At 68.1% G+C, this 13480-nt stretch carries 11 protein-coding genes; 5 read left to right on the top strand and 6 right to left on the bottom strand.

Translation table 11 applies throughout. From position 1 onward, the window contains the following. Positions 1-5: 5 nt before the first annotated feature. Positions 6-1085 carry an acyl-CoA dehydrogenase family protein gene (locus ACFV4K_RS21660; RefSeq protein ID WP_379277161.1) on the top strand — a complete coding sequence of 360 codons (1080 nt, stop codon included), beginning with the start codon at positions 6-8 and terminating at the stop codon, positions 1083-1085. A gap of 4 nt (positions 1086-1089) precedes the next feature. Here ACFV4K_RS21660 and ACFV4K_RS21655 read toward each other — a convergent pair whose 3' ends face one another. From ACFV4K_RS21655 to ACFV4K_RS21635, 5 genes are all read right to left on the bottom strand, one after another. Continuing rightward, positions 1090-1716 carry a DUF222 domain-containing protein gene (locus tag ACFV4K_RS21655; protein ID WP_379277159.1) on the bottom strand — a complete coding sequence of 209 codons (627 nt, stop codon included), beginning with the start codon at positions 1714-1716 and terminating at the stop codon, positions 1090-1092. Between the two features lie 78 nt (positions 1717-1794). Then, positions 1795-3882: an MMPL family transporter gene (locus ACFV4K_RS21650; protein WP_379277158.1), complete on the bottom strand. Its 2088-nt coding sequence runs from the start codon at positions 3880-3882 to the stop codon at positions 1795-1797. A gap of 2 nt (positions 3883-3884) precedes the next feature. Next, the gene (locus ACFV4K_RS21645) at positions 3885-4265 is read right to left on the bottom strand and encodes a nuclear transport factor 2 family protein (protein ID WP_379277156.1); all 381 of its coding nucleotides are present in this window, start codon (positions 4263-4265) and stop codon (positions 3885-3887) included. Positions 4266-4359: 94 nt separating this feature from the next. Further along, positions 4360-7578 carry an ATP-binding protein gene (locus tag ACFV4K_RS21640; RefSeq protein WP_379277154.1) on the bottom strand — a complete coding sequence of 1073 codons (3219 nt, stop codon included), beginning with the start codon at positions 7576-7578 and terminating at the stop codon, positions 4360-4362. Positions 7579-7666: 88 nt separating this feature from the next. Further along, positions 7667-8029 (bottom strand): hypothetical protein, encoded by a 363-nt coding sequence (locus ACFV4K_RS21635; RefSeq protein WP_379277153.1) that lies wholly within the window; start codon positions 8027-8029, stop codon positions 7667-7669. Between the two features lie 306 nt (positions 8030-8335). On the opposite strand from ACFV4K_RS21635, the gene ACFV4K_RS21630 reads away from it, so the two are divergent. From ACFV4K_RS21630 to ACFV4K_RS21615, 4 genes are read left to right on the top strand one after another with little or no spacing between them, the layout of a single operon-like run. After that, positions 8336-9469, top strand: coding sequence for an LLM class flavin-dependent oxidoreductase (locus ACFV4K_RS21630; RefSeq protein ID WP_379277152.1), 1134 nt, complete (start codon positions 8336-8338; stop codon positions 9467-9469). A gap of 8 nt (positions 9470-9477) precedes the next feature. Continuing rightward, positions 9478-10134: a CE1759 family FMN reductase gene (locus ACFV4K_RS21625; protein WP_379277150.1), complete on the top strand. Its 657-nt coding sequence runs from the start codon at positions 9478-9480 to the stop codon at positions 10132-10134. Positions 10135-10162: 28 nt separating this feature from the next. Then, a complete protein-coding gene (locus tag ACFV4K_RS21620; protein WP_379277149.1) occupies positions 10163-11125 on the top strand; it encodes a DUF5996 family protein in 963 nt (320 codons plus the stop codon). Between the two features lie 59 nt (positions 11126-11184). Further along, entirely contained in the window at positions 11185-12558 is a 1374-nt protein-coding gene (locus ACFV4K_RS21615) for a bifunctional lysylphosphatidylglycerol flippase/synthetase MprF (protein ID WP_379277144.1), read from the top strand. Positions 12559-12674: 116 nt separating this feature from the next. On the opposite strand, the gene ACFV4K_RS21610 is transcribed toward ACFV4K_RS21615, so the two are convergent. Next, positions 12675-13424 carry an SDR family oxidoreductase gene (locus ACFV4K_RS21610; protein ID WP_379277142.1) on the bottom strand — a complete coding sequence of 250 codons (750 nt, stop codon included), beginning with the start codon at positions 13422-13424 and terminating at the stop codon, positions 12675-12677. Positions 13425-13480 lie beyond the last annotated feature (56 nt).

The following is a 13480-nucleotide window of genomic DNA, read 5'->3' as shown; positions in this document are numbered from 1 at the left end:
GCACCATGGATTTCGATCTCACCCCCGAACAGGAAATGCTGCGCGACACCGTGCGGGACCTGCTCGCCCGCGGACGCGACACCGAACGATGGGCCACCTTCGCCGACATCGGGCTACTCGGCCTGACCTTCGATGAGGCAGACGGCGGCATGGGCGCCGGACCCATCGAAGTCATGCTGGTCATGACCGAGATCGGGCGCGCCCTGGCCACCGAACCGATCCTCGACTGCGCGCTGCTGCCCGGAGCGCTCATCTCGGCCGTCGGCAGCGATGTCCAGCGCAAGGATCTGCTGCCTCGCGTTGCCGAAGGACAGCTGAAACTTGCTTTCGCCCACGGTGAGCCGGGACTGCGCTGGCCTGCCGCCGATACCGACACTCGAGCGGTTCCGGAAGGCGACGGGTGGCGGATCACCGGACGCAAGCACCCGGTTTCCCACGGTGACCAGGCGGACGTTCTGATCGTCAGTGCTGCCCATGAAGACGGTGTCGGGCTGTTCCTGGTGACGCCCTCCGACCCGGGGGTGCGACTGCGGCCGTACACCACCCATGACGGGCGGCATGGTGCGGATATCGAATTCGAGGGAGCTGCCGCGGAACCGCTCGGCGACGTAGCTGATGCCTCCGATGCCATCGGTGCCGCCATCGCCGCTGCTCAGGCTGCGTTGTGTGCCGAAGCGATCGGGGCGATGGAGGAGTCGTTGCGGTGGACGGCCGAGTATCTGAAGACTCGTAAGCAGTTCGGTGTGCCGCTGCGTACGTTCCAGACGCTGACTCAGCGTGCTGCCGACATGTATGTGTCGCTGGAGCTGGCGCGGGGGATGAGCATGTATGCGTCCATGTCGCTGGCCGACGGGGTGGTCGATCCGATGGTTGCTTCTCGGGCCAAGCTGCGAATCGGGCGGTCTGCCAGGCACATCGGGCAGGAGGCGATTCAGATGCATGGTGGGATCGGTATGACTGATGAGTATCCGGTTGGGCACTACACCGCGCGGTTGAACGCGATCGAGCACACGCTGGGGGATTCCACCGATCACTTGCGGTTCCTGGGCAGTCATGTGGCTGACTATCAGATGGTCGACATCTGAAAATCTACAAGACCAAAAGATAAGAGAGACACAAAGATAGAGACGCCTGGAGAAGAAGAGAAAAGACAAAAGAACGAAGAGCTGAAGACGCCGGAGCGGTTGGTCTCTGAAGGGTGATGCGTTCAGTCTGTGGGCTGGGATCGGCGGGAAGCGGATCCCAGCCCGGCGTCAGCCCAGGTCCGGCAGGGCAGGCGAGGTGGTTCATCACATCCACGATGTGGCGCACGTGATCACGCGAGATCTCACCCGTAGCAAACACTTCGGCAGTCACCGGCAATACCGGTGGCGCGACGTGTCCCGTCTGCTGCACGAATTCGCCGCAGTGGTGGGTGATCTTCACCCGCACCGATGCGTCGTAACGGGAGAGTCCGAGGGTGTGCCGCAGGAATGGCACCATCTTCCCGGCCCCGCTACGTGAATGCAGCGAACGCTCTCCCGCTTCGACAATCAGCGGAGTATCCAACGCGGCGAGTTGACGCTTGCAGGTTTCAATCCTCTGCATCAACGTCACAATGTCTTCATCGGAGAACCCCGACATCTTCCCACCCTGAATGGATTCCGACAGGGTCGAGACCGCGGCCGCCAGTTCAGCGATACCGCAGTCGTCGAGTGTCACCCCATTCGAATCCATGCCTCCATTTTATTCCCGCTTGATCGCTCAAGGAACCCGAAATGTCCAGTACGCCGGAGCTTTTCAGAATTGAATTGGTTAAATAGGTTGCGTCACAATCGGATCGGAAACCTCCTCCTCTTTCCGTGAACCGAATCGGGTGCGTCGAGGCCACCACATTCGCTCACCCAAATCGATCGCAAGCGCCGGCACCAAAACCGTCCGCACCACGAAGGTATCCAGCAGCACGCCGAACGCGACCGCGAACCCGATTTCCGCCGCGAAAACCAAAGGCAGCGTGAGCAATGCCGCGAACGTCCCGGCCAGCACCACACCCGCCGCGGTGATCGTTCCACTGGTGGTGCGCACCGCGATCACCGTTGCCGTAGCGGTGTCATGGTTCGCGGTCTCCTCGCGGATCCTGGCCATCAAGAAGATGCTGTAGTCGATTCCCAGACTGATCAGAAACACGAAGGCCCACAGCGGGAATGACGGGTCGGCTCCGGCGAAATCGAGCACCTTGTCGAACACCAGCGCGCTGACGCCGAGAGCGGCGGCCAGCGACAGGGCGACAGTGGCCAGAACCGCGGCGGGGGCCACCAAGGCGCGGAGCAGCAGCGCCATGATCACGAAGACGACGGACAAGACCAGGGGCACAACCACATTGCGGTCGTGGCGCGCGGATTCGAGGGTATCGAGCGCGACGGCGCTACTGCCGCCGACCATGGCATCAGGCACTGCGTGCACCGCGGAGCGGAGACGTTCGACGGTTGCGAACGCCGCATCGCTACCGGTGACATCGGCCGTCGTCACCGCCAAGTAGGCGAGGCCATCCGCGCGAACGGGAGCCGACACCGACACCACACCGGGCACCCCCGAAGCCAGGTCCCGCAGGCGAGCCGCATCCGTTGCCGGTCCGATGATCTGCACCGGGTCACCGGACCCGCCCGGGAAGTGTTCGAGCAGAACCTGTTCGCCGACCACGGCATCAGGGCGGTTTCGGAAGGTGTCCTGCGCCCGCAGTCCGGACGCGTGCAATCCGAACAACCCCAGGGAGAGGAACGCCAGCACCGCCGCGGTGACCTGCCAGACCCTTCGCGGACGGGAGGTGATCAAGCGTTCGAGGCGATTCCCTCGACGGCTTCCGGCCTGTTCGGGATCGCCGAAACGCGGTGCGGCGGGCCAGAATATCCACCGTCCGCACAGCACGAGCAGGGCCGGGTACAGGGTGGTGAGTACTGCGAAGCTGACCAGAACTCCCGTCGCCATCACCGGGCCCAGGCTCTTCGTCGAGTTCAGATCGGCCACCACCAGGCACAACAGGCTCACGGCGACGGTGATCGCACTCGCGGCGATCGCGGGTCCGGCGCGACGGATGGCCGTGGCCATGGCCACGTGACGATTCTCCGTGCGCCGCAACTCCTCTCGATAGCGCGCCGTGAGCAGCAGTGCGTAATCCGTGCCCGCGCCGAAGACCAGGACGGTCAGCAGGAATTCCGTGTCACTGTTGACCGTCAGGCCCGCGTGCGCCGCCAGAAGGTAGATCAGCCCCTGCGCGACCGTCAGGGCCACCCCCACGCACACCAGCGGCAGCAGCCACAGCACCGGGCTGCGGTAGGTGACCAGCAAGATCGCTATGACGATCGCGATGGTCACGTACAACAGCGTCGAGTTCACCGCGGAGAACGCGTCCGCCGAATCGGCCCCGTACCCCGCCGGCCCGGTGACGTGCACGCTCATCCCCGCATCGGAGACGATGTCGCGGATCGATCGCACCGCCGGCAGAGCGTCCGTGACTCCCTTGACGCCCACCGAGATCGGGACCACGACTTGGATCGCCTTGCCGTCCTCCGACTCCACGGGCTCCGGGACCGGACCATGCACCTGTGGCAGCGTCGCGAACCGCTGAGCGTCCGACTCCGCTCGCGCCCGCGCGGTGGAGCTCGACGCGTCGCCCCGGTCGTAGACGACCACCGCCGGGTACACATCGGACCCGATGAACTTCCCGGTCAGCTCGGAGACCTTCGTCGACTCGGCACTCTTCGGCAGCCAGGTGGTGGCGTCGTTCTTCTCCGCCCCGCCGAGCTTGCCCGCCAGACCACCGGTGGCGACGAGCGCCGCCACCCAGAAGACGATGGCGGCCAGAGCGATTCGCCGCAGAATCGGCGCAGATAGGAGGGATCGCACGGCTACTCGCCCTCCACCGGCACGGAGCGGGTGAGCTGATCGATCCGCTCGATGCGTCCGTCGGGGGACAGACGGCCGATCATGCACACTTCGGTGGCGGTCGGACCGGTTGTGCGGAGGGTCGCGAACATTGTGTAGTGGGCCGCGATGCTGTCACCGGACAGCAGGGCTCGATGGATGCGGACCCGGACGGATTCGGCGTTCTTGCGAGCGGGGCGGGCGTGGGCGATCAAGGACTGGCGGTTCAGGTGGAGCCCGTCGTTGCGGTAGTCGATGTCGGGGGTGAACCAGCGGTCGACCACGGTGGACGGGTCGTCGGGGCTGAACGCCATGTCGTGGGGGTAGGTGGTGAGGAACTCGTGCAGATCGGAGTCGTTTCGCATGCGGCCCACACTGCGGGGCGGCGCTCACAGCGAGTTCACATCGCGCTCACACGCATTCACTCGGCACTCACATCAATCGTGCTGCGTGTGAACCTCAGGTGTTCGAGCTGATTTCGCTCGCCGTCCGAAGACAGACTTCGACCGCAGCGAGGGCCTCGTCGCGCATGAGCACCCGGGCCCGTTCGTAAGCGGCAGTCGCGTGATCATCGCCGAGAGCGGCTGCCAATTCCGTTCGGAGTGCCACGATGTCGGGATAGCGGGCATCCGGGGCGCCACGCAAGGCGTGCCCGGCGCCCAGCGCCTCGGCCGATGCTTCGGCGGCCCCGGCCGCGAAGCACACCCGCGCGACGCCGACCGCCACCTCGGCAGCCAACGGCAGATCGCGGATGGCCACGGCATTCGCCCATGCGTCGGCGCAGTGGGTGGCGGCGGCGGCTGTCCTGCCCTCGGCCGCACGCAGCAAGCCCATTCGCAGCCCGAACATCGCCCGGTACGAGCGGTCCTCGCTCACGGCCAGCCCGAGATCGGACTCCACTCGCCGCAAACAGCGCGCCGACTCGGCCAGATCTCCATCGAACCGGGCGACATCCGCCGCGAGCAGCTGCGTCATGACGGTGTCCCCGGCGGACAAGGTCTCCTCGGCCAGCGCACTCAGATCGGTCCGCGCGGCCTCCACCTCACCCGAATGCAAGCGGATCATCACCAGCCACACCCGCAGTGCGACCGGCCTGCCCAGCTCCTCCGCCGCGACCAACGCCGACGCCATCGCCTCCTCGGCCCCGCCGAAATCCCCGAGCGCGGCCCGCGCGAACGCCAGATACGTCAACGCGGTGGACCAACCCCACCGCTCCCCGGCCTCCTCGAAACACTCCGCCGCCATCCGCAGATCCGCGTCCAACCGCGCTACCCCGGACTCATTGGCGTGCAGGAACGACCGCACCAACCAGAACATCCCCCGAGTCCACGCATCGGAATGACCCAGCCACGGCTCCACCACCCCGAGCCCCACATCGACTCGCTCGCCTGCCAACTCCACCAGCGCCAGAGCCAACTCCGCTGCCCCGTCCGCGGTCACCGATCCGTCCGAACCCGAAGCTGATTCCCCCGTCCAGCGGCGGATGTGGTCGGTGGCCGTGGTCAGTTCGGTGGCTTGGGCGGCGAGCAGGGAATGCAGTGCGAAGGCTGCGGCCAGTGGGGGATGGGGGTGGGTGGTCGGGAGTTCGAGGATCGGGCGTAGGAGGCGGACGGCGTCGGTGTGATTGGCGTGGAGGGCCCAGTACATGCCGAGGGCCGAGCCCAGGCGGGACGCGGTGTCGGTGTCGGCGGACTCCTGGGCGAAGCGGAGGGCGGCGATCAGGTGATCGTGGTGGGCGTCGAGGAGCCGGAGCCAGGGGAGTTGGGTGTGGCCGCGCAGGTGCGGGTGGGCGGCTTCGGCGAGGGCCAGGTGGTAGGCGGCGTGGGCGGATCTGGTCGAGTCCAGTTCGCCTCGGGCCGTGAGATGCTCGCGACCGTAGGCGCGGACCGACTCGAGCATTCGGTAGCGCGGTTGCGGTATGGGGAGGGCAGGGTCGGTGGTCAGGACGTCGACGAGCTGCAGCAGTGATTTGTCCAGCAGCGCTTCGATTTCGGACGTGGCCACGCCGAGCCCCTCGGCGGCAGCGGGGGTGAAGGGCGCGGGAAAGACCGACAGGCGGGCGAGGGCGGTGCGCTCCTCCTCGAGGAGAAGCTCCCAATCCCAATCCAATACGGCCCGCAGCGTGCGGTGGCGGGGGAGCGCGGTGCGGCTTCCGCCCGCCAGCACGGTGAATCGATCATCCAGTCGGTCACGAAGCACCGGCAGTGGCATGACCCGCAGCTTCGCGGCCGCGAGCTCCAACGCCAGAGGCAACCCGTCCAGGTGACGGCAGATCTCGGCGACCGTCTCGAGCACACCCTGCGTCGGCGCGAGATCAGCGCGGACCGCCGTCGCACGATCGAGGAACAGTCGAACCGACGGAAAATCCGCGACCTCGACCGAATCAGCCGGCGGCACCGCTAACGGCGCGGTCTCCCACAGCGTTTCCCCGCCGATCCCCAGCGGCTGACGACTCGTCGCGAGGATCCGCAGCGCCGGCACCCTCCCGAGCAGGTCCTCCACGAAGCGGGCCACCCCGTCGACGAGATGCTCGCAGTTGTCCAGCACCAGCAGCATCGGCGCAGTCGGCAACCCCTCCGCCAGCAGCCCCACCGGATCACCCCCGGAAGGCTCCGCCGTCCGCGACAACGCCACCCCCAGCGCCCCCGCCACAGCCTGCGGCAGATCCGAGGAATTACTCACCGCCGCCAATTCCACCAACCCAACGCCACCCGTGAATTGGCTGCCCGTCGCACGGTCAACCGGGCCCGCGACCTGCCCGCCCAGTTCTGCCGCCACGGCCACCGCCAGCCGCGTCTTCCCCGCACCACCCGGACCCACCAACGTGACCAGCCGCGAGTCTCCGACCCGCTTCACCACCTCGGTCCGGTCGTGCTCACGCCCGATGAAGCTCGTCAGCGGAACCCGGAGCCGCGCAGCCGGACTCGGGGCTGTGGTCCGGGTCGGCCGCTCACCTCGGACGAGTTTCAGGTGAAGGCCCGCAAGCTCGGGGCTGGGGTCCGTGCCGAGTTCGGTCGCGAGCAGGGTTCGGTACTGGTCGTACGAAGTCAGGGCTTCGGGTGTGCGGCCTGCGGCGTGGAGGGCCTGAATGTGGAGCAGGCGGGGGCGTTCTCGGAGGGGATGGGCGGTCAGGAGGCCGGTCAGCTCGGTGATGAGGAGGGGATCGCCGGGGCGGATGGAGAGTTCGGCGGCCAGCGCTGATTCGGTGGCGGTCAGGCGGAGTTCGTCGAGGTGGGTGGCGGCCGCGGCGGCGAATGGCAGGGCCGATACGTCGGTGAGGGCGGGGCCGCGCCAGAGGGAGAGGGCTTCGCGCAGTTGGGGAATGGCGGCCCGGTCACCGCGGTCGAGACGCAGAATGCCGCCGCGGACCAGGCGCTCGAAGCGGTAGGCGTCGACCGACAGGGCGGCGATGTCGAGGACGTAGCCGCCCGCGGCCGCGCGGAGCGGGATGTCGGCGGGCAGGGTGCGGCGGAGGCGGGAAACCAGCTCTTGCAGTGCGTGTTCGGGGCGCTTGGGCGCCGCTTCGGGCCACAGGTCGTCGATCAGGGTGGGGACGCTCACCGGGCGGCCGGGCTCCAGGGCGAGGCGAATCAGCAGGGCGCGCAGGCGGGTTCCCGGGATGGGGACGGGCCGGGCGTCGGCCGCTACTTCCAGCGGGCCCAGGATGGCGATGCGCACTCCGCGAGTGTGGCACGGCGGCACGTTCGGCTCGGATATTCGCTCGACCCCCCGAGCGGTCCGGTGACGTGCGCCGGTAGCGGTGTGGTCAGCCGCAGTTGGCGCTGGACAGCACGCGGGTTCGCTGGCGGCCTTCCTCCTCGGCACAGGCGGTGGCGCGGCGGCGGTTGCTGCGGACCGCGGCGCTGAAGAGCTGGTATTCGGCCGAGGGGACGCACACCTCCCGGTACGGATGTCGCTGGCCGACGCGGCGCTGTGGGCCCGGGATCACCACGCCGCGGCGTGGGTCGGGCCCGGTCTCCTGATCTCGCACCCACGACTTCAGGACGTGCGAATCGATACTGGGCAGGAATTCCACCGCACGATCCCATTCCAGGCCCTCCACCTGCATCGGATCGGCGACCGCGGTGACGACGACAGCGTATGCCGCACCGACGGAGTTGTCCGCCATTGGATCTACCCCCTTGTTCATGCTCGAGATCTCCGGCGTTGCGCGGGGAATGTTCAGGATACTTCGAAAGATCTTGCACTACTGAGTGTTTCGCTGTACCCGCAAGTGGATTGCGGGTACTGGCCAGTCCTCGGCTCCGGAACGGAGCAGGTGCCGCCGGAATTCGGGACCCGTGGCGAGGGTGACCGCGAGGCGCTCGCAGTGGCACGAATCACGCCTCCGTCGCGCCCAGGAATACCCCATCCACCCGCTATGTTCAAGTGGTTGCCATATCCACCAAATGTGGACGCGACCCGAGGAGGACCCGTGCAGTTCGGAATTTTCAGCGTCGGCGACGTGACGATGGACCCCACCACCGGCCGGACGCCCAGCGAGGCCGAGCGCATCCAGGCCATGGTCTCCATCGCCCTCGCGGCGGAGGAGGTCGGACTCGACGTGTTCGCCACCGGCGAGCACCACAACCCGCCCTTCGTGCCCTCCTCGCCGACCACCATGCTCGGCTATGTCGCCGCCAAGACCGAGAAGCTGGTGCTGTCCACCGCGACCACCCTGATCACCACCAACGATCCGGTGAAGATCGCCGAGGACTTCGCCATGCTGCAGCACCTGGCCGGCGGCCGCGTCGACCTCATGATGGGCCGCGGCAACACCGGACCCGTCTACCCGTGGTTCGGCAAGGACATCCGCGACGGGCTGCCGCTCGCCATCGAGAACTACCACCTGCTGCGCCGCCTGTGGCGCGAACAGCGCGTGGACTGGGAAGGCAAGTTCCGCACCCCGCTGCAGGGCTACACCTCCACCCCCGCGCCGCTGGACGGCACCCCGCCGTTCGTGTGGCACGGCTCCATCCGCTCGCCCGAGATCGCCGAGCAGGCCGCCTATTACGGTGACGGCTTCTTCCACAACAACATCTTCTGGGACATGCAGCACACCAAGCAGATGGTGACCCTGTACCGCCGCCGCTTCGAGCACTACGGGCACGGCGCGGCCGAACAGGCCATCGTCGGACTCGGCGGCCAGGTGTTCATGGCCGAGACCGAGGCCGAGGCCAAGAAGATCTTCCGGCCCTATTTCGACAACGCGCCCGTCTACGGACACGGCCCGTCGCTGGAGGACTTCACCGAACTGACCCCGCTCACCGTCGGCACCCCCGAACAGGTCATCGAACGCACCCTGGGCTTCGCCGACAATGTCGGCGACTACCAGCGCCAGCTGTTCCTGATGGACCACGCCGGTCTGCCGCTGGACATGGTGCTGCAGCAGATCGAGATCCTCGGCAAGGAGGTGGTCCCGGTGCTGCGCAAGGAGTTCGAGGCCCGCCGCCCCGCCGGCGTGCCCAGCGATCCGCCCACCCACGCGTCGCTGGTCGCCGCCGGCCCCGACGCCCCGCACCACCTGGTCGAGCCCGCCCGCGAGCGCGCGCTCGCCGAAAAGAACTGAGGCCGAGCATGAGTCGCTCATTGGTAGTCCTGACCGCCGGGCTCTCGCAGCCCTCCTCCACCCGGCTGCTCGCCGACCAGCTCGCCGCCGCGGTCTCCGCGGCGGTGGGCGGGCGCGGGGAGAGCGTCGACGTCGAGGTGATCGAACTGCGGGAACTGGCAGGCGATCTCGCCACCACCCTGACCACCGGCGGGCTGCCCACGCCCGCCGTGGCCGCGGCCCGGCAGAAAGTCTCCGACGCCGACGGGATCATCGCGGTCACCCCGGTGTTCACCGCCAGCTACAGCGGACTGTTCAAGATGTTCATCGACGTCCTGGACACCGACTCGCTCAACGGCATGCCGGTGCTGATCGCCGCCACCGCGGGCACCGCCCGGCATTCGCTGGTGCTCGATCACGCGCTGCGGCCGCTGTTCACCTACCTGCGGGCCGTGGTCGTCCCCACCGGCGTGTTCGCCGCCACCGAGGACTTCGGCTCCACCGGACTCGCCGAGCGCGTGCACCGGGCGGCGTCCGAACTCGCCCAGCAGATCGTCGCCGCACCCACCGCGGTGCAGGGCTTCCTGCAGGACGAGCCGGTCCGGCACCGCAACTCCGGCAATGGCGTCGGCGCGGTCCGGCCGTTCGCCGAACTGCTGGCCGGGCACGCCGGCGACGGGCGGTAACGCACTGATAGCTGAGTAGCATGAGCGGATGGCTCAGGACATTCTTCCCGCCATCCCGCTCGACTCATGGCGGCCCACCAAGGAAACCCTGCACCGCTACGCCCAGATCATCGGCAAGGTCGCCTTGGCCAAGGGCATCCGCCGCAACCACTGGTGGCACATGACCTACCGGCTCACCGCCCGCGGCTGGACCACCGTCCCCCTCGGCAGCGCCACCGACGGCCCGGTCTTCACCTGCTCCTTCGACTTCTTCGACCACGTGCTGCGGGTCTGCAACGACCGCGGCACGCAGGAGGAGGTGCCGCTCACCGGCCAGTCGGTGGCCAGCTTCTACGTCGAGACCATGAACGCGCTGCGCAACCTCGACATCGACGTGGTGATCGCCCACCCCACCCCCTTCGACCTGCCCGACCACGGCCGCCCTTTCGACCAGGACGATCAGCACCACACCTACAACCCCGCCGCCGCGCAACGCGCCTTCCACGTGCAGAGCCAGGTCGGACGCATCCTGGAACAGTTCAGCGCCACCTACTCCGGCAAGATCAGCCCCGTCCAGATCTTCTGGCACACCTTCGATCTGGCCGTGCAGCGCTTCTCCGACCGCAAGATCGTCATGCCCGACACCGTCGACCCGGTCACCCGCGAGGCCTACTCCCGCGAGGTGATCAGCGCCGGATTCTGGTTCGGTGACGACAAGGTCCCGGCCCCCACCTTCTACTCCTACACCGCGCCCGAACCCGCCGGGCTCAGCGACAAACCCCTGCGCCCCGAACAAGCCTGCTGGGTGGCGTCCGGCTCCGGGCACAGCGCCTACCTGTCCTACGACGACGTCCGCGCCACCGCCGACCCCGTCGCCACCGCACTGGACTTCTTCCAATCCGCATATGAGTCCGGATCGAGTCTCGCGGGCTGGGACGCTGTCGGTTTGGCCTGCAACAATGGCATCACCGATCCGGTGCTCACCACGCCGCGGCTGGGCTGGCCGGAATAACCCGATGCCTCGAACCGTCTCTCACACATAGTGTGTCGAGTGGGAGAAAAGGGGTCCAGATGCGTGAGGAACGCGTACCGAATCCGACGCTGACCGCCTACCGGGAAACCACCTTCGTCGCCGGGCCCAGCACCCGCGTCGGGCTGATGGGCGCCCTGGTCCTGGGCAGCGTGATCCTGGTCTGGGCCGCCGAACGAGCCTCCCGCGAAGGCGACGACCACGGCTGGTTCATCGCCGTCTCGGTCGCCGGGCTGTTCGTGGCGCGCGGGCTCTACCTGCGCCGGCCCATCACGCTGCCCCACCTCACCGGCGCGGCCATGACCCTGGTCGTCTCCAACTTCGCCTACCGCACCGAGCACCCCGGGGTCGGATTCGTGTTCCTCGCGGTCAGCGGCGCGATCCTGGTGCTGCCGCAGGGCAGCAAGCCGCAACCCGAACAGCTACCCCGGGTGGCCGAACTGGTTCGGCGCAGCTCCCGGGACCCGCTCGCGCCGTTCGCGCTGCACTCGTCCAAGACCTACTTCTTCGACGACGCGGGCTCCGCGGCGCTGGCCTATCGGGCCCGGCTCGGCATCGCCGTCGTCTCCGGCGACCCGCTCGGCGACCCCGCGCGGTTCCCGGCACTGCTCACCGAGTTCTCGCTGTTCGCGGGCGGCCACGGCTGGCGCATCGCGGTGCTCGGGGCCAGTCCCGAGGTCAGCGAGCTGTGGCAGCGGCGGGCCGTCGACCACCGCGGGCTGCGCGCCATCTCCGTGGGCCGCGACGTGGTCATCGACGTCGACCATTTCGACCTGGTGGGCCGCAAGTTCCGCAATCTGCGCCAGGCCGTCAGCCGCACCAGGAACTACGGCGTCACCACCGAGATCCTGCCCGAGGTCGCGCTCACCGAACCGCAGCGCGAAACCCTGCTGTCCATCGTCGACGAATGGGGGACCGGGCGGCAGACCCGCGGCTTCTCCATGATCCTCGACCACCTGCTCGACGGACGGCACCCGGGCATGCTGGTGGTGATGGCCCGGGACGCCGACGGACAGGTGGTCGGGTTCCAGCGCTACGGGACCTCCGGCAACGGCCAGGACCTCAGCCTGGATGTGCCGTGGCGGCGGCGCGACGCACCCAACGGGCTCGACGAACGCATGATCGTGGACCTGGTGGACTACGCGCGCGACCACGGGATCAAGCGAATCTCGCTGGCGTTCGCGGCGTTTCCGGAGATCTTCGCCGACAAGCACCGGTCACGGACCATGCAGGCGGTGTATCTCGCGGTGCGCCTGGGAGATCCGCTGATCCGGCTGGAATCGCTGTACCGATTCCTGCGCAAGTTCAACGCGTTCGGCGATCAGCGGTACGTGCTGATCCGGTGGCGCGAGGTGCTGATCGCGGCGCTGGCACTGCTCTCCCTGGAGTTCGTGCCGCACCGCAAACAGTACTGACCAAACCCCGAGGGCCGCGGCCGTTCTCAGCTCAGGAAGTCGACCAGTGTTCTCGAGAACGCTGGGTCGGCGCCCAGGCTCATCCAGTTGGCAGTGGTGTCGGCCACGAACCGGCGTCAGCCCATCCGGGCCATGATCGCGCGCGGCAGCACCGGCATCACCAGACCCAGTACCCGCCACGGCCATTCGGGCACCGAGGCCCGCACGGTCTCCCGCTCGATGGCGGCGACCATCGAATGCACGCCCTTGTCCAGCGGCACAACCAGTTTCGCGTCCCCGGCCTTGGCGGACATGTCGGTGGCGATGAACCCCGGCTGCACGGTGGTGACCTTGATCGGGGTGCCGCGCAGCTCGATGGCCAGCCCCTCGCCCAGCGCGGTCACGCCCGCCTTGCTGGCCGCGTAGGCCGCCTTCTTACCGGGCAGCCCGCGCACCGCGCTCATGGACGAGATGAGCACCAGGTGACCGGCGTTCTCGCGGCGGAAGATGCTCATGGCGGCTTCGGCCTGGGCCAGGGCGCTCACGAAATTCGTGGTGGCGGTGGCCAGATTGGCGTCGGCGCGGCCGGTGCCCAGGCGCGCGCCCTTGCCGATCCCGGCATTGACGATGATCCGGTCCAGCCCGCCGAGCTCCTCGCGCAGCTCCTCGAACACCTTCGGGACGGCCGCGTGGTCATCGACGTCCAGGCCGCGGACCGCGACCGTGATGCCCGGGTGCGCGGCCAGCAGCTCCGCGCGCAGCGCCTCCAGATTCGAGACCCGCCGGGCGCACAGCGCCAGATCGCGCCCGCGGCTCGCGAACTCGCGGGCCATGCCCGCGCCCAGTCCGGAGCTCGCGCCGGTGATGAGAATCCGCTGCCTGGTCATGCGCTCACCCTAGTGATCCGGCCGCGCTCGTGCGGGGTACCGGCACGAGCCGATAC

The sequence above is a fragment of the Nocardia sp. NPDC059764 genome, assembly GCF_042732555.1.
GTDB lineage: Bacteria > Actinomycetota > Actinomycetes > Mycobacteriales > Mycobacteriaceae > Nocardia.
The sequence above is the reverse complement of the archived record's forward strand: the minus strand, read 5'-3'. Positions and strand labels throughout refer to the sequence as shown.